At 75.7% G+C, this 20,946-nt stretch carries 23 protein-coding genes; 21 read left to right on the plus strand and 2 right to left on the minus strand.

The annotated features are described in order from the left end of the window. Nucleotides 1–104: 104 nt before the first annotated feature. A complete protein-coding gene (gene hisD, locus HH311_RS07315) occupies nucleotides 105–1,448 on the plus strand; it encodes a histidinol dehydrogenase (RefSeq protein WP_169183110.1) in 1,344 nt (447 codons plus the stop codon). Continuing rightward, nucleotides 1,445–2,581 (plus strand): histidinol-phosphate transaminase, encoded by a 1,137-nt coding sequence (locus HH311_RS07320; protein WP_169182959.1) that lies wholly within the window; start codon nucleotides 1,445–1,447, stop codon nucleotides 2,579–2,581. The genes hisD and HH311_RS07320 overlap by 4 nt, the downstream gene beginning before the upstream one ends. Here HH311_RS07320 and HH311_RS07325 read toward each other — a convergent pair. Further along, the gene (locus HH311_RS07325) at nucleotides 2,578–3,156 is read right to left on the minus strand and encodes a helix-turn-helix domain-containing protein (protein WP_211189772.1); all 579 of its coding nucleotides are present in this window, start codon (nucleotides 3,154–3,156) and stop codon (nucleotides 2,578–2,580) included. The two genes, HH311_RS07320 and HH311_RS07325, sit on opposite strands and share 4 nt — an antisense overlap. Before the next feature lie 68 nt (nucleotides 3,157–3,224). On the opposite strand from HH311_RS07325, the gene HH311_RS07330 reads away from it, so the two are divergent. The 12 genes from HH311_RS07330 (at nucleotide 3,225) to HH311_RS07385 (ending at nucleotide 11,562) form a co-directional block, all read left to right on the plus strand. After that, nucleotides 3,225–4,781 (plus strand): FAD-dependent oxidoreductase, encoded by a 1,557-nt coding sequence (locus HH311_RS07330; RefSeq protein ID WP_169182961.1) that lies wholly within the window; start codon nucleotides 3,225–3,227, stop codon nucleotides 4,779–4,781. 62 nt (nucleotides 4,782–4,843) lie between these two features. Continuing rightward, nucleotides 4,844–5,452 carry an imidazoleglycerol-phosphate dehydratase HisB gene (gene hisB / locus HH311_RS07335; RefSeq protein WP_169182962.1) on the plus strand — a complete coding sequence of 203 codons (609 nt, stop codon included), beginning with the start codon at nucleotides 4,844–4,846 and terminating at the stop codon, nucleotides 5,450–5,452. Beyond that, the gene (locus HH311_RS07340; protein WP_169182710.1) at nucleotides 5,449–5,616 is read left to right on the plus strand and encodes a hypothetical protein; all 168 of its coding nucleotides are present in this window, start codon (nucleotides 5,449–5,451) and stop codon (nucleotides 5,614–5,616) included. The genes hisB and HH311_RS07340 overlap by 4 nt, the downstream gene beginning before the upstream one ends. Nucleotides 5,617–5,696: 80 nt before the next feature. Beyond that, nucleotides 5,697–6,359, plus strand: a complete 663-nt coding sequence (locus tag HH311_RS07345; RefSeq protein WP_169182963.1) for a class I SAM-dependent methyltransferase — start codon at nucleotides 5,697–5,699, stop codon at nucleotides 6,357–6,359. Nucleotides 6,360–6,401: 42 nt separating this feature from the next. Next, complete coding sequence (gene hisH / locus HH311_RS07350) at nucleotides 6,402–7,040, plus strand: imidazole glycerol phosphate synthase subunit HisH (RefSeq protein ID WP_169182964.1); 639 nt, start codon at nucleotides 6,402–6,404, stop codon at nucleotides 7,038–7,040. Nucleotides 7,041–7,138: 98 nt separating this feature from the next. After that, on the plus strand, nucleotides 7,139–7,585 hold the full coding sequence (locus HH311_RS07355) for a YciI family protein (RefSeq protein ID WP_169182965.1): 447 nt from the start codon (nucleotides 7,139–7,141) through the stop codon (nucleotides 7,583–7,585). A 16-nt stretch (nucleotides 7,586–7,601) separates the two neighbouring features. After that, nucleotides 7,602–8,045: a YciI family protein gene (locus HH311_RS07360; protein ID WP_169182966.1), complete on the plus strand. Its 444-nt coding sequence runs from the start codon at nucleotides 7,602–7,604 to the stop codon at nucleotides 8,043–8,045. A 36-nt stretch (nucleotides 8,046–8,081) separates the two neighbouring features. Further along, nucleotides 8,082–9,365, plus strand: a complete 1,284-nt coding sequence (locus tag HH311_RS07365; RefSeq protein ID WP_169182967.1) for an RNA polymerase sigma factor — start codon at nucleotides 8,082–8,084, stop codon at nucleotides 9,363–9,365. A 24-nt stretch (nucleotides 9,366–9,389) separates the two neighbouring features. Next, the gene (priA, locus tag HH311_RS07370; RefSeq protein WP_312029988.1) at nucleotides 9,390–10,133 is read left to right on the plus strand and encodes a bifunctional 1-(5-phosphoribosyl)-5-((5-phosphoribosylamino)methylideneamino)imidazole-4-carboxamide isomerase/phosphoribosylanthranilate isomerase PriA; all 744 of its coding nucleotides are present in this window, start codon (nucleotides 9,390–9,392) and stop codon (nucleotides 10,131–10,133) included. Nucleotides 10,134–10,143: 10 nt separating this feature from the next. Beyond that, nucleotides 10,144–10,917, plus strand: a complete 774-nt coding sequence (gene hisF, locus HH311_RS07375; protein ID WP_169182968.1) for an imidazole glycerol phosphate synthase subunit HisF — start codon at nucleotides 10,144–10,146, stop codon at nucleotides 10,915–10,917. 31 nt (nucleotides 10,918–10,948) lie between these two features. Continuing rightward, nucleotides 10,949–11,314 (plus strand): phosphoribosyl-AMP cyclohydrolase, encoded by a 366-nt coding sequence (gene hisI, locus HH311_RS07380; protein WP_169182969.1) that lies wholly within the window; start codon nucleotides 10,949–10,951, stop codon nucleotides 11,312–11,314. A 41-nt stretch (nucleotides 11,315–11,355) separates the two neighbouring features. Beyond that, the gene (locus tag HH311_RS07385; protein WP_169182970.1) at nucleotides 11,356–11,562 is read left to right on the plus strand and encodes a DUF4177 domain-containing protein; all 207 of its coding nucleotides are present in this window, start codon (nucleotides 11,356–11,358) and stop codon (nucleotides 11,560–11,562) included. A 495-nt stretch (nucleotides 11,563–12,057) separates the two neighbouring features. Here HH311_RS07385 and HH311_RS07390 read toward each other — a convergent pair whose 3' ends face one another. Next, nucleotides 12,058–12,990 (minus strand): LysR family transcriptional regulator, encoded by a 933-nt coding sequence (locus tag HH311_RS07390; RefSeq protein ID WP_169182971.1) that lies wholly within the window; start codon nucleotides 12,988–12,990, stop codon nucleotides 12,058–12,060. Nucleotides 12,991–13,070: 80 nt separating this feature from the next. Between HH311_RS07390 and HH311_RS07395 the strand changes: the two genes are divergently transcribed. From HH311_RS07395 to lgt, 7 genes are all read left to right on the plus strand, one after another. Beyond that, the gene (locus tag HH311_RS07395) at nucleotides 13,071–14,021 is read left to right on the plus strand and encodes a DMT family transporter (RefSeq protein WP_169183112.1); all 951 of its coding nucleotides are present in this window, start codon (nucleotides 13,071–13,073) and stop codon (nucleotides 14,019–14,021) included. 36 nt (nucleotides 14,022–14,057) lie between these two features. After that, nucleotides 14,058–15,656 carry an anthranilate synthase component I gene (locus HH311_RS07400; RefSeq protein WP_169183113.1) on the plus strand — a complete coding sequence of 533 codons (1,599 nt, stop codon included), beginning with the start codon at nucleotides 14,058–14,060 and terminating at the stop codon, nucleotides 15,654–15,656. Next, the gene (locus HH311_RS07405; protein ID WP_169182972.1) at nucleotides 15,653–16,363 is read left to right on the plus strand and encodes a Trp biosynthesis-associated membrane protein; all 711 of its coding nucleotides are present in this window, start codon (nucleotides 15,653–15,655) and stop codon (nucleotides 16,361–16,363) included. Before HH311_RS07400 ends, HH311_RS07405 begins: the two co-directional genes overlap by 4 nt. A gap of 93 nt (nucleotides 16,364–16,456) precedes the next feature. After that, the gene (trpC, locus tag HH311_RS07410) at nucleotides 16,457–17,266 is read left to right on the plus strand and encodes an indole-3-glycerol phosphate synthase TrpC (RefSeq protein ID WP_169182973.1); all 810 of its coding nucleotides are present in this window, start codon (nucleotides 16,457–16,459) and stop codon (nucleotides 17,264–17,266) included. A 28-nt stretch (nucleotides 17,267–17,294) separates the two neighbouring features. Continuing rightward, entirely contained in the window at nucleotides 17,295–18,602 is a 1,308-nt protein-coding gene (trpB, locus tag HH311_RS07415) for a tryptophan synthase subunit beta (protein WP_169182974.1), read from the plus strand. Then, the gene (gene trpA, locus HH311_RS07420) at nucleotides 18,599–19,423 is read left to right on the plus strand and encodes a tryptophan synthase subunit alpha (protein WP_169182975.1); all 825 of its coding nucleotides are present in this window, start codon (nucleotides 18,599–18,601) and stop codon (nucleotides 19,421–19,423) included. The genes trpB and trpA overlap by 4 nt, the downstream gene beginning before the upstream one ends. A 195-nt stretch (nucleotides 19,424–19,618) precedes the next feature. Further along, nucleotides 19,619–20,734 carry a prolipoprotein diacylglyceryl transferase gene (lgt, locus tag HH311_RS07425; RefSeq protein WP_169183114.1) on the plus strand — a complete coding sequence of 372 codons (1,116 nt, stop codon included), beginning with the start codon at nucleotides 19,619–19,621 and terminating at the stop codon, nucleotides 20,732–20,734. Nucleotides 20,735–20,946: the final 212 nt, after the last annotated feature.

Here is a 20,946-nt window from a genome sequence, read left to right on the forward strand (position 1 = left end):
GGCTCGGATGGTTAGTTGTTCTCACAACCATCGTGCCCCCGACGACGGCTCCTCCGCTGTCGGGGAGCCCGTTTAGGCTGGTCCCCGTGGCCGAGACGACACCCCTGCTGACGCGATCCGACCTGCGGGACGGCGTGCCCGCCGCCGCGGCGCTGCGCGCGATGCTGCCGCGGGCGGAGATGGACGTCGACGCGGTCGTCGAGCGGGTCCGCCCGATCCTCGACGCCGTGCGCGAGCGCGGGGTGGAGGCGGTCCTGGAGTACGGCGAGCGGTTCGACGGGGTGCGCTCGGAGTCGGTGCGGGTCCCGACGGCGGCCCTGCGCGAGGCCCTCGACGGGGTCGACCCCCAGGTGCGGGCCGCGCTGGAGACCTCCATCGAGCGGGCGCGCGCCGTGCACGCCGACCAGCGACGCACCGACACCACCACGCAGGTCGTCCCCGGCGGCACCGTCACCGAGCGGTGGGTCCCGGTGTCCCGGGTCGGGCTGTACGCGCCGGGCGGGCTCGCCGTCTACCCCTCCAGCGTCGTCATGAACGTGGTCCCGGCGCAGGCCGCCGGGGTCGAGGGCCTCGTCGTCTGCTCGCCGCCGCAGCGGGAGTTCGGCGGGCGGCCGCACCCGCTGATCCTCGCGGCCGCCGCGCTGCTCGACGTCGACGAGGTGTGGGCGGTCGGCGGGGCCCAGGCCGTGGCGCTGCTGGCGTACGGCGGCACCGACACCGACGGCGCCGAGCTCGAGCCGGTCGACATGGTCACCGGCCCCGGCAACGTCTACGTCACCGCCGCGAAGCGCAGCCTGCGCGGGCGCATCGGCATCGACTCCGAGGCGGGCACCACCGAGATCGCGATCCTCGCCGACGCCTCGGCCGACCCGGTGCACGTCGCGGCCGACCTCATCAGCCAGGCCGAACACGACCCGGCGGCCGCCTCGGTGCTGGTGACCACGAGCCCGGAGCTGGCCGACGCGGTCGACGCCGAGCTCACCACCCAGGTCGGCACGACGAAGCACGACGAGCGCATCCGCACCGCCCTCGCCGGCCCGCAGTCCGGGACGATCCTCGTGGCCGACCTCGACGCCGGGGTGCGCGTGGTCGACGCCTACGCCGCCGAGCACCTGGAGATCCAGACGGCGGACGCGGCGGGTGTGGCGGCGCGGATCCGCAACGCCGGCGCGGTCTTCGTGGGGCCGCACAGCCCGGTCTCGCTCGGCGACTACTGCGCCGGGTCCAACCACGTGCTGCCGACGGGCGGCTGCGCCCGGCACTCCAGCGGGCTGTCGGTGCAGACGTTCCTGCGCGGCATCCACGTCGTCGACTACTCGGCCGACGCGTTGCGCGAGGTGGCCGACCGCGTCGTGGCGCTCGCCGACGCCGAGGACCTGCCGGCGCACGGGCAGGCGGTCGCCGCCCGGTTCGGGGCCCGGCGCGAGTACCCGGGGACCGGCGCATGACCGACGCCGTCGAGCCGGCCCGGGCCACCATCGGCGCGGGCGTCACCCTCGACGCCCTGCCGCTGCGCGACGACCTCCGCGGCCGCAGTCCCTACGGCGCACCGCAGCTGGCCGTGCCGGTGGCGCTCAACACCAACGAGAACCCGTTCCCGCCGCCGCCCGCGCTCGTCGACGACGTCGCCACGGCCACCCGCGAGGCCGCGGCGAGCCTGCACCGCTACCCGGACCGCGACCACGTCGCCCTCCGGACGGCGCTCGCCGACTACCTCACGCGCGCGACCGGCGTGCCCCTCGCGACGGAGAACCTGTGGGCGGCCAACGGGTCGAACGAGGTGCTCCAGCAGCTGCTGCAGGCCTTCGGCGGGCCCGGCCGGCTCGCTCTGGGCTTCGAGCCGAGCTACTCGATGCACCCGATCCTCGCCGCGGGCACCCGCACCGAGTGGGTGCCGGCTCCCCGCCGGGACGACTTCTCGCTCGACGCGGCCGCCGCGGTCGACGTCGTGCGCGAGCGCCGGCCCGACGTGCTCTTCGTGACCACGCCGAACAACCCCACCGGCCAGTCGATCGAGCTCGCCGAGCTCGCCGTGATCGCCGACGCCGCGCCCGGCCTCGTCGTCGTCGACGAGGCCTACGTCGAGTTCTCCTCCGGCCCGTCCGCGTGCGAGCTCCTCGAGACCCACGGCCACAAGCTGGTGGTGAGCCGCACGATGTCGAAGGCGTTCGCGTTCGCCGGAGGTCGGCTGGGCTACCTGGCCGCCGCCCCCGCCGTCGTCGACGCCCTCATGCTCGTCCGGCTGCCCTACCACCTCTCGGCGCTGACCCAGGCGGCCGCGCTCGCCGCCCTGCGCCACGCCGACGAGACGCTCGCCCTGGTCGACACGCTGTCCAAGGAGCGGGACCGGATCGCCGCGGCGCTCGACTCGATGGGCTACGCCGTCGTCCCGAGCACCGCGAACTTCCTGCTCTACGGCGGCTTCCCGGAGCGCTTCGCCGACGCGCACGCGGTGTGGCAGGCCTACCTCGACGAGGGCGTGCTGATCCGAGACGTCGGGATCCCGGGGCACCTGCGGGCCACCGTCGGGACCCCCGAGGAGAACGACCGGTTCCTCGAGGTGAGCCGGCAGCTCCGCTAGGAGCCCGAGCGGGTCCGGACGTGGGCCCGCTCGCCCTGCGGGCCGAAGAGGTTGAGGATCTCGGCGGGCTGCGCGAAGGGGTTGGTGACCGCGTGGGGGAGGTGGGTGTCGAACTCCACCACCTCGCCGGGCACCAGCACCGTCTCCTGGTCGCCCAGCAGCAGCCGGACCTTCCCGGAGAGCACGTACATCCACTCGTAGCCCTCGTGGGTCTGCGGCTCGACCTCCCGGTGCGGGTAGCCGGCCGGCAGGATCTGCTTGAACGCCTGCACCCCGCCCGGGCGCCGGGTGAGCGGCACGAACGTCGCGCCGCCGCGGACGAACGAGGGCATCCGCACCCGCGGGTCACCGGTCGGCGGGGCGTCGACGAGCTCGTCGAGCGCCACCTGGAAGGCCTGGGCGAGGGGCAGCAGCAGCTCGAGGGTCGGCTTGCGCTGCCCGGACTCGAGCCGGGAGAGCGTGGAGAGCGAGATCCCGGTGGAGCCGGCCAGGTCGGTCAGCGTGAGGTTCCGGGCGGTGCGCAGGGCCCGCAGCCGGGGACCGACGCCGTCGAGCACCGCCGCGACGTCGTCCATGAGCGCCATCTTGCCACTTCGGCAAGATGGTTTGCCACCTTGGCTCTCCTCGACGCACGGTGGGCGCCATGAGCGGACAGACGTGGGACGTGGTGGTCGTGGGTGGCGGGGCGGGCGGGCTGGCGGCGGCGCTGACCCTGGCGCGATCCCGACGGCGGGTGCTGGTGGTCGACGCGGGGGAGCCGCGCAACGCCCCGGCGGCGGGCGTGCACAACTACCTCGGCCGGGAGGGCACCCCGCCGGCCGAGCTGACGGCGATCGGCCGCGCCGAGGTCGAGGCCTACGGGGGCGTGGTGCGGACGGGGCGCGTGGTGTCGGCCTCGTCGTCGGCCGACGGCGGGTTCGCGCTCGGCCTCGACGTCGGCGAGGCGCTGCGGACCCGGCGCGTGGTCCTCGCGACGGGCGCGGTGGACGAACTGCCCGCCGTCGCGGGGCTGGCGCAGCGGTGGGGCCGCGACGTGCTGCACTGCCCGTACTGCCACGGCTGGGAGGTGCGGGACCGCCGCGTGGGGGTGCTCGCGGCGGGCCCGACGGCGATGCACCACGTCGGGCTGATGCGCCAGCTCACCGAGGACGTCGTGCTCCTGACGGCCGACGCGTTCGTCCCCGACCGCCCGGCGGCCGACGAGCTGGCGGCGTGGGGCGTGGAGGTCGTGACCGGGGCGGTGTCGGCCGTCGAGGTCGCCGACGACGCCCTGACCGGGGTCCGGCTGGCCGACGGCACCGTCGTGGGCCTGGAGGCCCTGCTGGTGCCGACCGTGGGCCGCGCCCGCGCGGAGGTGGCGAGCATGCTCGGCGTCGCCACCACCGAGCAGCGCCTGGGGGAGGTGCTCGTCGGGGAGGTGCTCGAGGTCGACCCGCGCGGCGCGACGACGGTGCCCGGCGTGTTCGCCGTGGGCAACGCGACCGACGTCTCCGCCACCGTGATCGCCGCGGCCGCCGGCGGGATGAAGACCGGGGCCGTGGTCAACGCCGACCTCGTCGCCGAGGACGGACGCCTCGCGGTCATGGCCGCACGTGATGGGAGCCCTCGGTTCTGGGAGCGCTTCTACGCCGAGCGGGACCAGGTGTGGAGCGGGCGCCCCAACCCGGTCCTCGCCGCCACCGCCGCCGACCTCGCTCCGGGGACGGCCCTCGACCTCGGCGCCGGCGAGGGCGGCGACGTGCTGTGGCTCGCGGGCCGGGGCTGGAAGGTGACCGCGGTCGACGTCGCGCAGACCGCGTGCGACCGGATCGCCGACCGGGCCGGAGAGCTGCCGGTGCGCACCGAGCGCCACGACCTCACCGCGACGTTCCCCGAGGGGACCTACGACCTGGTCAGCGCCCAGTACCTGCACTCGCCGGCCCCGGACTTCCCCCGCGCGGCGATCCTGCGCCGCGCGGCGGAGGCGGTCGCGCCGGGCGGGACGCTGCTGGTGGTGGGGCACGGGCGGCTCGCGCCGTGGTCGTGGGACCCGTCGCTGCGGATGCCGACGGCACCCGAGGTGCTGGCGTCGCTGGAGCTCGACGACGCGGCCTGGGACGTCGTGCGCTGCGACTCGCTCGAGCGCGCCGCCACCGGCCCGGACGGGCAGGAGGCGACGATCACCGACGAGATCCTCCAGGTGCGGCTCCGCCGCTCGTGAGCACTCGATGCCGGTATAGCGGCACTGAGTGCTCACGAGCCGGAGGCACCTAGAGTGGACGCATGAGCCGGACCGGACGCGTGGAGCGGGTGACCAAGGAGTCGAGCGTCCTCGTCGAGGTCGACCTCGACGGGAGCGGGCGCACCGAGGTCGCCACCGGCGTGCCGTTCTTCGACCACATGCTGGACGCGCTGGGCAAGCACGCGTCGTTCGACCTCGTCGTCCGCGCCACCGGCGACGTCGCGATCGACGCCCACCACACCGTCGAGGACGTCGCGATCGTGCTCGGGCAGGCCCTCAGGCAGGCCCTCGGCGACAAGTCGGGGATCCGCCGGTTCGGCGACGCCTGGATCCCGATGGACGAGGCCCTGGCGCAGGCGGTCGTCGACGTCTCCGGCCGGCCCTACTGCGTGCACACCGGCGAGCCGGAGACGATGGCCGGGTTCGTCGTCGGGGGGAACTACCCGACGGTGCTCAACCGGCACGTCTTCGAGTCGATCGCCTTCCACGCCGGCATCGCGCTGCACGTGCGCGTCACCGGTGGCCGCGACCCGCACCACATCACCGAGGCCGAGTACAAGGCGATCGCCCGGGCGCTGCGGGCCGCGACCGAGACCGACGCGCGGCTCGCGGGCGGGACGGCCTCCACCAAGGGCGTCCTGGAGTCGTGAGCGGCGCCGAGCTGCTGGGGCTCGGGCTGCTGGTGCTCGGCGGGTTCCTCGTCGGCGGTGTGATCTCCTTCGCCCGCGACCGGCGCTGGATCCCGGCGACGGTCATCGCGCTGCTCGCCGCGCTCGCCCTCGTCGCCGGCGTCCTCCGGCTGATCCCCACCTGACCGGCCAGGACGTCGGGTGGCCCACGGTTGAGAGACTCCCGGCGGGGAACCACCGTGGCGACCGGCGGGCGGGAGTGGTGGTGGCGGACCGACAGGGCGGGACGGCGACGTGGACGGCGCGGGCCCACGCCCTCGCGACGGCACCGGAAGCGCGTGAGCTCTACGACGCGTGGGCCCCGACCTACGACGACGACGTCACCGGGCCCCACGGCGACGACTACCCGCTGCCCACCACGGTCGCCGAGGTCGTGGCCCGCCTCGGCGGACCCGGCACCGACGTCCTCGACGCCGCCTGTGGCACCGGCCTCGTCGGCGAGGCGCTCGCGCGCCTCGGCTTCCGCTCGATCGACGGCCTCGACCTCTCCCCGAAGATGCTCGCCCGTGCCCGCACCCGCGGCGTCTACCACGACCTCGGACCGGCCGACCTGAGCCAGCGCCTCCCCGGCGCCGGCGACAAGTTCGGCGTCGTGACCTGTGTCAACGCGTTCGAGCCCGGGCACCTGCCACGCTCGGCGCTCGTCGAGTTCGCCCGGGTCGTGCATCGGGGCGGGCACCTCGTGCTCACCGTCGGGGCGCAGCGGCGCGCCGAGATCGAGCGGTACCTCGAGCAGCTCGCCCGGCGCCAGATCGTGCGCGTCGCCGAGACCTTCGAGGCGCTGCTGCACCCGTCCACCGGGGAGTGCCACCTCGTCGCCGTCCTCGAGGTCGCCGCGACGACCTCACCGAGGGGGCCGCGGCAGTGACGGCCGTGCTGCGTCCCGCGCCGCCTCGGTAGCGTGGGCGGTATGCCGGGAACCCCTTCGGTCGTCGTGCTCGACTACGGCTCGGGCAACCTGCGCTCCGCCGAGCGCGCCCTCGAGCGCGCCGGCGCGAAGGTCGAGGTGACCGCCGACGCCCGCGCGGCGCAGGAGGCCGACGGCCTCGTCGTGCCCGGGGTCGGCGCGTTCGCCGCGTGCGCCGCCGGGCTGCGCGCCGTCGGCGGCGAGCGGATCCTCGAGCAGCGCCTGGCCGGGGGCCGGCCGGTGCTCGGCATCTGCGTCGGGATGCAGGTCCTCTTCGAGCGCGGTGTCGAGTTCGGCGAGGAGGCCGAGGGCGCGGGCCAGTGGCCCGGCACCGTCGAGAAGCTGCACGCCGAGGTGCTCCCGCACATGGGCTGGAACACCGTCCGCGCGCCGGCCGACTCGGTGCTCTTCGCCGACATGCCCGACGACGAGCGGTTCTACTTCGTGCACTCCTTCGGCGCCCGCCGGTGGGAGCTCGACCGCGGCGAGCCGTTCCTCCCCGCGAAGGTCACGTGGGCCCACCACGGCGAGGACTTCGTCGCCGCGGTCGAGGACGGGCCGCTCGCGGCCACCCAGTTCCACCCCGAGAAGTCCGGCGAGGCCGGCCGGCGGCTGCTGGTGAACTGGCTCGAGAGCCTCTAGAAAATCCCCGGGCGCGGTGTCGAAGACCGCCGACCCCGTTCGACGCGCTGGTGACGGCCGGGGAGGAGCCCCGGCCCCGCAGACCCCGGGAGGGTCCGATGCGCTACATGATGATCATGCAGGCCCCCGAGACGATGAACGTCGGCGCGGCCGACGGCCCGCCGCCGGAGGAGGTCTTCGAGGCGATGGGCCGCTTCAACACCGACCTCGTCGAGGCCGGCGTCCTGCTCGCCGCCGAGGGGCTGGCCCCGTCGTCGGAGGGGTTCGAGCTCACCACCGACGGCGAGACCCCGACGGTCACCGACGGCCCGTTCGCCGAGGCCCGGGAGCTGGTCGCCGGGTTCTGGATCCTCGACGTCGCGACGCGCGCCGAGGCCGAGCAGTGGGCGCGCCGCTGCCCGATCGGGCCCGGGGTGCGGCTGGAGGTGCGGCGGATCCCCGACATGCGCGAGTTCGAGGGGGTCGCGCCGGCGGAGGTGCTCGACGCCGAGGCCGCGCTGCGGGCCCGCGTCGCCGAGCGTGCGGCCCAGTACGAGCGTTCCTGACGGGGGAGTGGAGACGATGGCGCGGTACATGCTGGTCCTGACCTACGACGAGGCCACGGCGCTCGCGACGCCGCCCGACCCGGCGGTGTTCGAGGAGATGGGCCGCTTCAACGCGGCGATGGTCGACGCCGGGGTGCTGCTCGCGGGCGAGGGGCTCGCGCCGAGCTCCCAGGGCGCCGTCCTCACCTTCCCCGACGGCGAGGGCGACGGCGACGGGCCCACCGTCAGCGACGGGCCCTTCACCGAGGCGCGCGAGCTGATCGGCGGGTTCTGGATCCTGAAGGTCGACTCGCTGGCGGAGGCCGTCTCCTGGGCGCGCCGGGCGCCGTTCCGGCAGGGCGAGCGCATCGAGGTCCGGCGCGTCACCGAGGCCGAGGACTTCGAGGGTCTCGCCCCCGAGGGGGTGCTCGAGCAGGAGGCCGAGCTGCGCGAGCGGGCCGCGCAGCAGCACGGCGGCTGATCGTCCGGGGCGAGCGGAGCGACGGGAGGGAGCGCCGTGGCCGACGCCTTCGCCGTCCTCGACGCCGTCTGGCGGGCCGAGTCGGCGCGGATCGTGGCCGGCGTCGCGCGGGTGGTGCGCGACGTCGGCCGCGCCGAGGAGCTCGCCCACGACGCGCTGGTCGCCGCGCTCGAGCAGTGGCCGGCCGAGGGCGTCCCGGACAACCCGGGGGCCTGGCTCGCGGCCACCGCCCGCCGTCGGGCGATCGACCTGGTCCGCCGCGAGCAGACCTTCGCGCGGAAGGCCGAGCAGGTGGGCCACGAGGAGTCCACGCGCACGGCCCCGGACGCCGCGGAGGTGGTGGCCGACCCGGTCCGGGCGGTCGGTGACGACGTCCTCGCGCTGCTGTTCGCGACGTGCCACCCGCTGCTCGCGCGGGAGTCGCGGGTGGCCCTGACGCTGCGGCTCTTCGGCGGCCTCACCACCGACGAGATCGCCCGGGCGCTGCTGATCCGGTCGACCACGGTCGGCCAGCGGATCTCGCGCGCTAAGAAGCGGCTCTCGGCGGCGGGGGTGGACCTCGAGATCCCGGCGGGGGACGAGCTGGAGGGCCGGCTCGGCGCGGTCCTCGAGGTGGTCTACCTGGTGTTCAACGAGGGCTACGCGGCGACGACGGGTGCCGACTGGGTCCGCGTCGACCTCTGCGACGAGGCCATGCGCCTGGGCCGGCGGCTGGCGGCGCTGCTGCCGGAGCGCCCCGAGGTGCACGGGCTGCTCGCGCTGATGGAGCTGCAGGCCTCCCGGCTGCGGGCCCGGGTGGGTCCCGACGGCGAGCCGGTGCTGCTCGCCGACCAGGACCGCGGGCGCTGGGACCACCTGCTCGTGCGCCGCGGGCTCGCGGGGCTGGCGCGGGCGGAGGCCGCGGTGCCGCCCGGTCGTCGTCGGGACCACTACACGCTGCAGGCCGGGATCGCGGCCTGCCACGCGCGGGCCGGCTCGGTGGAGGACACCGACTGGGCGGCGATGGCCGCCCTCTACGCCGAGCTCGCCGTCGTGACCCCGTCGCCGGTGGTGGAGCTGAACCGGGCCGTCGTCGTGGGGCGGGCCGAGGGCCCGGCGGCCGGGCTCGCCGTGGTCGACGCGGTCCGCGACGACCCCGCGCTCGCCCGCTACCACCTGGTCCCCGCGGTCCGGGCGGACCTGCTGCTGCGGCTCGGCCGGCGGGACGAGGCGGCCGCCGAGCTGGAGCGGGCCGCCGCGATGGCGACGAACGAGGCCGAGCGGGCGCTGCTGCACCGTCGGCTGGAGGACCTGCGGGAGGCCGCCCTCGGCCGGGGGTGACCCACCGGCCCTACGATCGGGCCCGTGAGCTTCGACCTGCTGCCCGCCGTGGACGTCGTCGACGGCCAGGCCGTGCGCCTCGTCCAGGGCGAGGCCGGCACCGAGACCGGCTACGGCGACCCGCTGGACGCCGCCCGCGCCTGGGTCGACGACGGCGCCGAGTGGATCCACCTGGTCGACCTCGACGCGGCCTTCCGGCGCGGCTCGAACGCCGCGCTGCTGGCGTCGCTGGTCGAGAGCGTGCCGATCAAGGTCGAGCTCTCCGGCGGCATCCGCGACGACGACTCGCTGCGCCGGGCCCTGGACACCGGGTGCGCCAGGGTCAACATCGGGACGGCCGCGCTCGAGGACCCGGCGTGGTGCGCGAAGGCCATCGCCGAGTTCGGCGACCGCGTGGCGGTCGGCCTCGACGTGAAGATCCGCGACGGCGAGCACCGGCTCGCGGCGCGCGGCTGGGTCTCCGACGGCGGCGACCTCTGGGAGGTCCTGGCCCGCCTCGACGAGGAGGGCTGCGCGCGCTACGTGGTGACCGACGTCGGCCGCGACGGCACCCTGACCGGCCCCAACACCGACCTGCTCACCGCCGTGTGCGAGCGGACGTCGGCCCCCGTCGTCGCCAGCGGCGGCGTCGCGACGCTCGACGACGTCCGCGCGCTCGCGGCGCTCGCCCCCGCCGGGGTGGAGGGCGCGATCATCGGCAAGGCGCTCTACGCGGGTGCCTTCACGCTGCCGCAAGCGCTCGAGGCCGCGGCCCGGCCCGCTCAGTAGGCTGACCGGCATGGGAGTGGCCGTCCGCGTGATCCCCTGCCTGGACGTCGACGCCGGGCGGGTGGTCAAGGGCGTCAACTTCGTCGACCTCCGCGACGCGGGCGACCCGGTGGAGATGGCCCGGCTCTACGACGCCGAGGGCGCGGACGAGCTCACCTTCCTCGACGTCAGCGCCTCCTCCGGCGAGCGGGAGACCACCTACGACGTGGTCCGTCGCACGGCCGAGCAGGTGTTCATCCCGCTGACCGTCGGCGGCGGGGTGCGCACCAACGAGGACATCGACAAGCTGCTGCGGGCCGGGGCGGACAAGGTCGGGATCAACACCGCAGCGATCGCCCGCCCGGAGTTCCTCGCCGAGTCCAGCCGCCGGTTCGGCTCGCAGTGCATCGTGCTGTCGGTCGACGCCCGACGGGTGCCGGCGGACGGGCAGCCCACCCCGAGCGGCTTCGAGGTCACCACCCACGGCGGCCGGCGCGGTACCGGCATCGACGCGCTGGAGTGGGCACAGCGCGGCGCCGAGCTCGGCGTCGGGGAGATCCTGCTGAACTCGATGGACGCCGACGGCACCAAGAACGGCTTCGACCTGGAGATGCTGCGGAAGGTGCGCGCGCTCGTCGACGTCCCGGTGATCGCGAGCGGTGGTGCGGGCGCCGTCGAGCACTTCGCCCCGGCGGTCGAGGCGGGGGCCGACGCGGTGCTCGCGGCGAGCGTGTTCCACTTCGGGATCATGCGGATCGGCGAGGTCAAGGACGCGCTGCGCGCGACGGGGGTGGAGGTCCGGTGACGGGGGAGACGCAGCGGAACGGAGCTCGACCGTGACGACCGCCCCGGTGCTGGATCCCGCGCTCGCCGCCCGGCTCACGCGCACCCCCGACGGGCTGGTGTGCGCGGTGGTGCAGCAGTACGACACCCGCGAGGTGCTCATGGTCGCGTGGATGTCCGACGAGGCCCTCGCCCGCACGCTCGCCACCCGCGAGGCCACCTACTGGTCGCGCTCCCGGCAGGAGCTCTGGATCAAGGGCGCCACCAGCGGGCACACGCAGGCCGTCCGCGAGGTCCGGCTCGACTGCGACGGCGACACCCTGCTGGTCCTCGTCGACCAGCAGGGCGCGGCCTGCCACACCGGCGACCACACCTGCTTCGACGCGGACGTGCTGCTCTCCGCGGGCGGGGCGTCCTGAGCCGGACGGCCGGGGCGCAGGACGCGGGACGAGGAGGTCGCATGGCGTCGTACGAGTACAAGGTGGTCGAGCTCCGCGAGGGCCTGATGGGCGGGAAGATGTCCGGCAGCAAGCTGGAGAAGATCCTCAACGAGCACGCGGGCCAGGGCTGGCAGCTCAAGGCCATCACCGGGGTCGAGGTGAAGGGCCGCATCGGTCCCGGTGGCGTGGACGGCGTGCTCGTGACCTTCGAGCGACCGCGGGCCTGAGCGACCGCGGGGCTGAGCGACCGCGGGGCTGAGCGACCGCGGGGCTGAGCGACCGCGCCGGACCTGCGCGCCGCGCACACACCTCGTCCGGGGTGGCTCACGTGCCCCGGCCGACCGACGCGCCGCGCACACACTCCGTCGACGCGGCCCTTCCTCGTGTCCGGGTCCGGCCGGTGATCGGTTTCCGGTAGCGCATCCGAGGCCAGGGCGGCCGGATCCGCCACCGGAAGAAGATCATGGACCGAGGGGGAGCCGGACGGGCGCGGGGCTCCGTCCGACCCCCGTGAGCGTTCGACGGTTCCTGGCCACGCGGGGACGCCGCACACGCCGGGCGCTCCGGGGCTCCCGCGTCCACGAGCCCGGTATCGGGTCGTCGTGTGTGGCGCGCGCAGGTCCCGCCAGGTCCGGATGCGTCGCCCGGGGTGTGTGTGGCGGGCGCAGGTCCCACCCCGGGAGCACCTGACGGCCGCTCCCGCGGCGGCGGCAGGACACGTTCTAGGCGGAGGCGACCGGCGTCCGGGGTGGGATCCGGGCGTCGGCCGTGGCCCGGAACGCCCGCACGGCCGCCCGGACGGCCGGCGTCTCGCGGTCGGTGCGCCAGACCGCGTCGACGGTGCGGGCGAGCACCGGTTCCGTCGCGACCATGCGCACGCCGGTCGGGATCGCGGGCCGGGCGAGCCGCGGGATCATCGCGGCGAGGCCCGCGCCCGCCACGAGCTCCAGGTGGATGGCGAACCCGCAGATCAGGCACGTCACGCGGGGCTCGACGCCCTCCCGGCGGAGGCGCTCGACCAGCCAGTCGTGGGCCCGCGTGCTGCTGGTGTCGGCGACCCAGGTGAGGTCGGCGCCGACCAGGTCGGAGAGCGCGACCGTGCCCGACGCCGCCAGCGGGTGCTCGCGGGGGAGGGCGAGGTCGAGGATGTCGTCACAGAGCTGGGTGCGGCTGGTCCGGGCGGGCACCGGCGCCGGGAGGCCGTCCCAGTTCTCGACGACGGCCAGGTCCAGGTCCCCGTTCACGAGCGCGGGGAGGGTCTGCTCGGCCTCGCCGTCCTCGAGCAGCACCACGAGGTCCGGGTGGGCCTGCCGGAGCCGGGCCAGGCTCGCCGGGGCGAGGGCGTGCACCGTCGTCGGGATCGCGCCGATCCGCAGCGGACCGACGACGTCGTCGTCGAGGCGGTCGAGGTCGCGGCGCGCGGTGGCGAGGCGGTCGAGGACGGCCGCGGCGTGGTCGGTGAGCACCAGCCCGGCGGGGGTCAGCCGGATCCCGCGGCCCGCCGGCTCGGTGAGCGCCGTCCCCGCCTCCCGCTCGAGCGCGGCGAGCTGCTGCGACACCGCCGACGGCGTGAGGTGCAGGCTCGCGGCGGCCCTCCCGACGGTGCCGTGGGTGGCGACGGCGTGCAGCGCCTGCAGGCGCCCGGTCCCGAACACATCAGAGAACCTAACGGTTCCCGGCCAGAACAAGTCGCTGGTCCTGAACGATCGGCGGCTTCACGCTGGAGCGCGTGACGATGTCCGCCTCCACCGACGCCTCCGCCACCACCGGCCGTCGCCAGGTCGACCCGCGGCTCCTCGCCGTCGCCGGCAGCCTGTGCATCGCACTCTCGCCGATCCTCATCGCGCTCTCCGGGACCTCGCCGGGCACCGCGACGTTCTTCCGCTGCCTGCTCGGGCTCCCCGTGCTCGTCCCCATGGCGCTGCTCGAACGGCGGCGGCTCCGCCCGGTGGACGGCCTCGGCGGGGTGCCGCGCGGCCGCCCCTGGCTGATCGTCGTCGGCGGTCTGCTGCTGGGGTTCGACATGACGCTGTGGACCGGCGCGATCCACGCGGTCGGCGCCGGGGTGTCGACGGTGCTGGTCAACGTGCAGGTCGTGATCCTGCCGCTGCTCGCGTTCCTGGTCCTGCGGGAGCGGGTGCGGCCGTCGTTCCTGCTGGCGGTGCCGGTGATGCTCGGCGGGGTCGCGCTCGCCGGCGGGCTCGCCGACGGCGGAGGGGGCGCCGCCCACCCCGTCCTCGGCACCGTGCTGGCCCTGCTCGCGGCGTGCGCCTACGCGGGCTACCTGCTGTTCCTGCGGATCGGGTCGGCACCCGGTCAGAAGTCGGGGCCCGTCGCCCTCGCGACCGCGGCGGCCGCGGTGAGCTCCTTCGTCCTCGGCAGCTTCTGGGAGGGCGTCGACCTGACGCCGGGCTGGGAGGCGCTGGGGTGGCTCGCGCTGCTGGCGCTGATCGGGCAGTGCATGGGGTGGGTGCTGATCGCGGGCGGCATGGCGCGGCTCCCGTCCTCGACCGGCGCGTCGATCCTGCTCCTGCAGCCGGTCGGCGCGGTGCTGCTCGGGATGCTCGTGCTGGGCCAGTTCCCGACGACGTGGCAGCTGGCCGGCTGCGTCGTCGTCATCGGGGCGGTGGCGTTCGCGGCGCGCACGCGGGCCGAGCCGGCACCGGAGGAGGCCGTGACGTCCTGAGGCCGCCGGACGACGCTGTCGGTGGGGGCGTCCACAATGGGCGGCGTGTCCGTGACCGACCAGCCGATCAGCCTCGGGACGGTGTTCCCCGACCGGGCGCGCTTCCACGAGCTCGCCGCCCACCACCGCGTCATCCCCGTCGTGCGGCGCCTGCTGGCCGACGACGAGACGCCGGTCGGGGTCTACCGCAAGCTCGCGGGGCGGCGGACGGGGACGTTCCTGCTCGAGTCCGCCGCCCACGGTGAGTCCTGGTCGCGGTTCTCGTTCGTCGGCGCGCACAGCGCGGCGGCGCTCACCGAGCGCGGCGGCCGGGCGCACTGGACGGGCACGCCGCCGGTCGGCCTGCCCGGGACGGCGGACGACCCGACGGACGATCCGCTGGTCGCGCTGCGCGAGACGCTCGAGCGGCTGCGCACCGATCCGCTGCCGGGCCTGCCGCCGCTCACCGGGGGGCTGGTCGGCTACGTGGGGTACGACGCGGTGCGTCGCCTGGAGCGCCTTCCCGAGCACGCCGAGGACGACCTCGCGATCCCCGAGCTCGTGATGCTGCTGGCCACCGACCTCGCGGTGCTCGACCACCACGAGGGCACCGTCACGCTCATCGCCAACGCGGTGAACTGGGACGACAGCCCCGAGCGCGCCGACGCCGCGTACGACGACGCCCTCGCCCGGCTCGACCGGATGACCGCGGAGCTCGGGGCGCCGGCGGAGTCCACGGTCGCGTCGTACGACCCGCTGGCCGGGCGCTCGCCGACGGTCCGGCGCCGGTTCGACCGCGACCGCTACCTCGCCGCCGTCGAGACCGCCAAGGAGCGGATCCGGGCCGGCGACGCGTTCCAGGTCGTCGTCAGCCAGCGCTTCGAGTCGGAGACCGCGGCCGACGCCCTCGACGTCTACCGCGTCCTGCGGGCCACCAACCCGAGCCCGTACATGTACCTGCTGCGCCTCGCCGACGCCGAGGAACGCCCGTTCGAGATCGTCGGCTCCTCGCCGGAGGCGCTGGTGACGGTGCGCGACGGCGTCGCCACCACGCACCCGATCGCCGGGACGCGCTGGCGGGGCGCCGACGCCGAGGAGGACGTCCTGCTGGAGAAGGACCTCCTCGCCGACGAGAAGGAGCGTGCCGAGCACCTCATGCTCGTCGACCTCGGGCGCAACGACCTGGGCCGGGTCTGCGCGCCGGGCACGGTGAAGGTGCACCGCTTCTTCGACATCGAGCGCTACAGCCACGTCATGCACCTGGTCTCGACGGTGTCCGGGCGCCTCGCCGAGGGCCGCACCGCGTTCGACGCCGTGGCCGCCTGCTTCCCCGCGGGGACGCTCTCCGGGGCGCCCAAGCCGAAGGCCATGGAGATCATCGAGGAGCTGGAACCGACCCGCCGGGGGCTCTACGGCGGCATCGTCGGCTACCTCGACTTCGCGGGCGACGCCGACACCGCGATCGCCATCCGCACCGGCCTGCTGCGCGACGGGGTCGCGCACGTGCAGGCGGGCGGCGGGATCGTCGCCGACTCCGACCCGGCGGCGGAGGACACCGAGGCCACCAACAAGGCCCGCGCCGTCCTCGCGGCCGTCGCCACCGCCGGCACGCTCGCGCCACCCGAGGGCGTGTCGGGCGACCGGGACGTCCCGTGAGCGGCCCCGCGGCCGCCGAGCGGGCTCCCCGCCGGCCGGGCTCGCGGCTGCTCGGCCTCGCCGTCGTCGGGCTGGTGCTGGCGGCGGCGTCGCTGTGGGGGGCCTCGCGCGGGACGTGGCTGACGGCGACCTGGGACGTGCCGCTGCGCGGCCGGGTGGTGGCGACGGCGGTCGGCGCCGACACCGAACCGGTGCTGGTGCCGTGGGCGCTGCTCGCCCTCGCCGCGATCGGCGGGCTCTTCGCGACGTCCGGCTGGGGCCGGCGCGCGGTCGGCGTCGTCGTCGGGGTGGCCGGGCTGTGGGCGCTGCTGCGGGCGGTGTCCGGGCTGGCCGCGCCCGCGCCGTCCCAGCTGCCCGCGTCCGCCCAGCAGGCGGGCCGGGCGCTCGGCGTCCAGGTCACCCTCGCGTGGCCGCTGCTGGCCGCGCTGGGCGCCGTGCTCCTGCTCGCGGTGGGCGTGCTCGTGGCGGTCCGGGGCTCGGTCATGCCCCGCCTCGGGGCGCGCTACGACGCGCCCGGCGCCCGGCCCCGCGACCGTCCGGCCGACGACGAGCGCGGCCTCTGGGAGGCCCTCGACGCGGGGGAGGACCCCACAGCGGCCCCGCGTGCGGACGAGCCCTCCGCCGAGGGTCCGGACGCCGGGCGAGAGGGCCCGCGGGGGCCCGCCGCGGGGAGGGCGCCGGACCGGGCCGAGGGAGGACGGGGTTAACATGGAGCGAACTCGGCCCACGGGACCGGGCCGGAGTCCGGGGGCCCGGTGAGCACGACCGACGATCGCCCGAGGAACGGGGGCAGCAGCCGCGTGAGCGTCCTGGAGAAGATCCTCGAGGGGGTCCGAGCCGACCTCGCGGACCGCGAGGCCGCCGTCCCGTTCGACCAGGTCAAGGCCGCCGCGGCCGCGGCGCCGCCGCCCAAGGACGCGCTCGCCGCGCTGCAGGGCCAGGGCATCGGCGTCATCGCGGAGGTCAAGCGGGCCTCGCCCTCGCGGGGCCACATGGTCGACATCCCCGACCCGGCCAAGCTCGCCCGCCAGTACGTCGAGGGCGGCGCGCGGGTGATCAGCGTCCTCACCGAGCAGCGCCTGTTCGAGGGGTCGCTGACCGACCTCGACGAGGTCCGCGCCGCGGTGGACATCCCCGTGCTGCGCAAGGACTTCGTCGTCGGGACCTACCAGGTGCACGAGGCCCGCGCGCACGGCGCGGACCTGGTGCTGCTGATGTGCTCGGTGCTCGAGCAGAACGCCCTCGACGCCCTGGTCGACCGTGTCCACTCGCTCGGGATGACGGCGCTGGTCGAGATCCACGACGAGTTCGAGGCCGACATGGCGCTGCAGGCGGGCGCCAAGCTGGTCGGCATCAACGCGCGGGACCTCAAGACCCTCGAGGTCGACCGCACCGTCTTCAGCCGGCTCGCCCCGGGCCTGCCCGGCGAGGTGCTGCGCGTGGCCGAGTCCGGGGTGCGCGGGCCGGGCGACCTCATGACCTACGCGGGGCTGGGCGCCGATGCGGTGCTGGTCGGGGAGTCGATGGCCACGGCCGAGGACCCCCGCGCCGCCGTGCGCCAGCTGGTGACGGCCGGGTCGCACCCGGCGTGCCCGAAGCCCGCCCGCTGACGGCGCGCCACCGGAGAGGGACCCCAGCATGAGCACCACCCCCGGCGGACTGCCCCCCGCGAGCGCCGGTCTCGCCGAGCACGGGCACAACCCGGACGCCGGCGGCCACTTCGGCCGCTACGGCGGACGGTTCATGCCCGAGGCGCTGATCGCCGCGGTCGACGAGGTGGCCGCGGAGTACGACAAGGCCCGCCACGACCCGGAGTTCCTCGCCGAGCTCGACCGGCTGCAGCGTGACTACGCGGGACGGCCCAGCCCCGTCACCGACGCGCGCCGGCTCTCCGAGCACGCGGGCGGTGCCCGCGTCCTGCTCAAGCGCGAGGACCTCAACCACACCGGCTCCCACAAGATCAACAACGTGCTGGGCCAGGCGCTGCTCACCAAGCGCATGGGCAAGACGCGGGTGATCGCCGAGACCGGCGCGGGCCAGCACGGCGTCGCGACCGCGACCGCCGCGGCGCTGCTCGGTCTCGACTGCGTGGTCTACATGGGCGAGGTCGACACCGAGCGGCAGGCCCTCAACGTGGCCCGGATGCGGCTGCTCGGCGCCGAGGTCGTCCCGGTCACCACCGGCTCGCGGACCCTCAAGGACGCGCTCAACGAGGCCTACCGCGACTGGGTCGCGAGCGTCGAGCACACCCACTACGTGCTCGGCACCGCCGCCGGTCCGCACCCGTTCCCGATGATGGTCCGCGACTTCCACCGGGTGATCGGGCTCGAGGCGCGGGCCCAGGTCCTCGAGCAGTACGGCCGGCTCCCCGACGCGGTGCTCGCCTGCGTGGGCGGCGGGTCGAACGCCATCGGCATCTTCCACCCGTTCCTCGACGACACCGCGGTGCGCCTCGTGGGGTGCGAGGCCGCCGGTGACGGCGTCGACACCGGCCGCCACGCGGCCTCGATCACCGGCGGCAGCGTCGGCGCGCTCCACGGCGCGCTCACCTACGTGCTGCAGGACGAGGACGGGCAGACCATCGAGTCGCACTCGATCTCGGCGGGCCTCGACTATCCCGGCGTCGGGCCGGAGCACTCGTTCCTGCGCGACGTCGGGCGCGCGGAGTACGTCCCGGTCACCGACGCCGAGGCGATGGACGCGTTCCGGCTGCTCTGCCGGACCGAGGGCATCATCCCCGCGATCGAGTCGGCGCACGCCGTCGCCGGCGCCGTCCGGCTCGGCCGGGAGCTCGGCCCCGACGCGACGCTGCTGGTGAACCTCTCGGGCCGCGGCGACAAGGACGTCGACACCGCCGCCCGGTGGTTCGACGTCGTCGACCCGGCGTCGCTGCCGACCGAGGAGCCGCCCGCGGACGACGCCGGCGCGGGGGAGCGGGAGCTGTGACCGTCACCCAGCCGGGCGGCAGCACCGGGCTCACCGTCCTCGACGAGGTCTTCACGACGGCGCGGGCCGAGTCCCGCGCCGCGCTCATCGCCTACCTGCCCGCCGGCTACCCGACGGTGGCCGGCTCCACCGGGCTGCTCACGCAGGCCCTCGACGCCGGCGCGGACCTCGTCGAGGTCGGCCTGCCCTACTCCGACCCGGTACTCGACGGCCCGGTGATCCAGCACGCGGTCGACACCGCCCTGCGCGGGGGGGTGCGCGTGCGCGACACGCTCTCCGTGGTCGAGACCCTCGCCGCCCGGGGCGGACGCGCGGTCGTCATGACCTACTGGAACCCGGTGCTGCGCTACGGGCCCGAGGCGTTCGCGCGCGACCTCGCGGCGGCCGGCGGGCTCGGGGTCATCACCCCCGACCTGGTGCCCGACGAGGAGCACGGCTGGCTCGCGGCGACCGAGGCCCACGGGATCGCCCCGATCTTCCTGATCGCGCCGTCCTCCACCGAGCAGCGGATCGCCTCCACGACGGCGGTGACCCGCGGGTTCCTCTACGCGGCGTCGACGATGGGTGTCACGGGCGCGCGCGACGCCGTCTCCGACACCGCCCGCACGCTGGTGGAGCGGGCGCGGCGGCACACCGACCTGCCGGTGGGGGTGGGGCTCGGCGTGCGGTCGGGCGGCCAGGCCGCCGAGGTCGCGTCGTTCGCGGACGGGGTGATCGTCGGGTCGGCGCTGGTGTCGGCGGCCGAGCACGGGCGGGCCGCGGTGGCCCGGCTGACCAGCGAGCTCGCCGCCGGGGTGCGGGGCAACCACACCGGCCGCTGAGCGGGGACTCGGTCCCGCCCACCCGCCCTCGATCAGGAGCTCGGGAGGCACCTCCGGGCGGCGCGTGACCTGCGTGTTGTGCCCCTCGCGGCCCGGACACCGAGGCAGGCCGCCCCGCACGCCCGGCCGCCCCGCCGACCCCGCCTCACCGCGGATGTCGGGGTGCCCCGATAGCCTCGGGCCGTGCTCGCAGCGATGCTCCCGGCGACGATCCCCAGCCCGCCCCAGGGCGTGTGGCACGTCGGCCCCGTCCCGCTGCGGGCCTACGCGCTCTGCATCATCGTCGGGATCCTCGTCGCGGTCTGGCTGACCGACCGGCGGTTCGTCGCCCGCGGGGGCGCGCCCGGCTTCGTCGTCGACGTGGCGGTGTGGGCGGTGCCGTTCGGGCTGATCGGCGGGCGGCTCTACCACCTCGCGACCGACTGGCGCACCTACTTCGGCCCGGGCGGTGACCCGGTCGCCGCGCTCTACGTCTGGAACGGCGGCCTCGGGATCTGGGGCGCGATCGCGCTCGGCGCCGTAGGTGCCTGGATCGCCTGCCGGCGCCGCGGGGTGCCGCTCACGGCCTTCGCCGACGCGGCCGCGCCCGGGATCGTGCTGGCGCAGGGGATCGGTCGACTGGGGAACTGGTTCAACCAGGAGCTCTACGGCGCCCCGACCACCCTGCCGTGGGGCCTGGAGATCTACCGCCGGGTCGACCCGGTCACCGGGGCGCCGGACAACCTCGGCGGCGTCGCGCTCGACCGCACGCCCGTCGAGATCGTGCAGCCGACCTTCCTCTACGAGCTCGTCTGGGACGTCCTCGTGGCGATCCTCGTCGTGGTGCTCGACCGTCGCCTCACACTCTCCCGCGGCCGCGCCTTCGCGCTGTACGTCGCGGGCTACACCGCCGGGCGCTTCGTCATCGAGCTGCTGCGCACCGATCCCGCCACCCGGGTGTTCGGCGACGTGCGGATCAACGTCGTGGTCGCCGGGGTCGTGTTCGTCGTGGCCCTGGTCTACCTGCTCGTCGTCCGCGGCCCGCGGGAGGACCTGTCCGCGTCGATGGGGCCGGAACCCGGTTCGGCGTCCGGGGGGTCGGGTACGCCCGGGCATGTGAGCGCCGACCACCAGCACGCCGGGCCCGAGACCGATGACCGCCGCGGACCCGACGACGCGCAGAGCGCTCGGGAGAACCGGCAGGACGCCGCGGCGCCGGACAAGGACACCAGCCACGGCGCGGGGGAACCCTCCGGGGTCGACGCCGAGCCCGAGGGGACCATGGACCAGGAGGACGCCCCGGCCGAGCCACCGTCGGCCGCCCGCGGCTGACCCCGCGGAACACCCCCGGGACGCGGAGGTCACGCTCCGCGTCCGGGCCCTCCGGGCTCCCGGAGGGCTAGACTCGATCGACGGTGCGGAACGTCGGGGTCCCGCACCGATCCCGCCGGTGTCCGGGTCCTCGAGGACCCGTTCCGCCGCGGCGTCTCCAGGGCCATCGTCGTCCCCGGGCACCCGTCGAGCCAGACCACCTCCCGGCTCGC

This window comes from Actinomycetospora sp. TBRC 11914, assembly GCF_012933465.1.
Classification (GTDB): Bacteria; Actinomycetota; Actinomycetes; order Mycobacteriales; family Pseudonocardiaceae; genus Actinomycetospora.

What these genes read in the sequence shown, in the direction of transcription:
- hisB (WP_169182962.1), top strand. Translation starts at nt 4,844, where the DNA reads ATGAGCCGGACCGGACGCGTGGAGCGGGTGACCAAGGAGTCGAGCGTC.
- HH311_RS07400 (WP_169183113.1), top strand. Translation starts at nt 14,058, where the DNA reads ATGGGCGGCGTGTCCGTGACCGACCAGCCGATCAGCCTCGGGACGGTG.
- HH311_RS07330 (WP_169182961.1), top strand. Translation starts at nt 3,225, where the DNA reads ATGAGCGGACAGACGTGGGACGTGGTGGTCGTGGGTGGCGGGGCGGGC.
- trpB (WP_169182974.1), top strand. Translation starts at nt 17,295, where the DNA reads ATGAGCACCACCCCCGGCGGACTGCCCCCCGCGAGCGCCGGTCTCGCC.
- HH311_RS07385 (WP_169182970.1), top strand. Translation starts at nt 11,356, where the DNA reads ATGGCGTCGTACGAGTACAAGGTGGTCGAGCTCCGCGAGGGCCTGATG.
- HH311_RS07325 (WP_211189772.1), bottom strand. Translation starts at nt 3,156, where the DNA reads ATGGACGACGTCGCGGCGGTGCTCGACGGCGTCGGTCCCCGGCTGCGG.
- hisH (WP_169182964.1), top strand. Translation starts at nt 6,402, where the DNA reads ATGCCGGGAACCCCTTCGGTCGTCGTGCTCGACTACGGCTCGGGCAAC.
- HH311_RS07320 (WP_169182959.1), top strand. Translation starts at nt 1,445, where the DNA reads ATGACCGACGCCGTCGAGCCGGCCCGGGCCACCATCGGCGCGGGCGTC.
- HH311_RS07355 (WP_169182965.1), top strand. Translation starts at nt 7,139, where the DNA reads ATGCGCTACATGATGATCATGCAGGCCCCCGAGACGATGAACGTCGGC.
- HH311_RS07360 (WP_169182966.1), top strand. Translation starts at nt 7,602, where the DNA reads ATGGCGCGGTACATGCTGGTCCTGACCTACGACGAGGCCACGGCGCTC.
- hisF (WP_169182968.1), top strand. Translation starts at nt 10,144, where the DNA reads ATGGGAGTGGCCGTCCGCGTGATCCCCTGCCTGGACGTCGACGCCGGG.
- lgt (WP_169183114.1), top strand. Translation starts at nt 19,619, where the DNA reads ATGCTCCCGGCGACGATCCCCAGCCCGCCCCAGGGCGTGTGGCACGTC.
- HH311_RS07395 (WP_169183112.1), top strand. Translation starts at nt 13,071, where the DNA reads ATGTCCGCCTCCACCGACGCCTCCGCCACCACCGGCCGTCGCCAGGTC.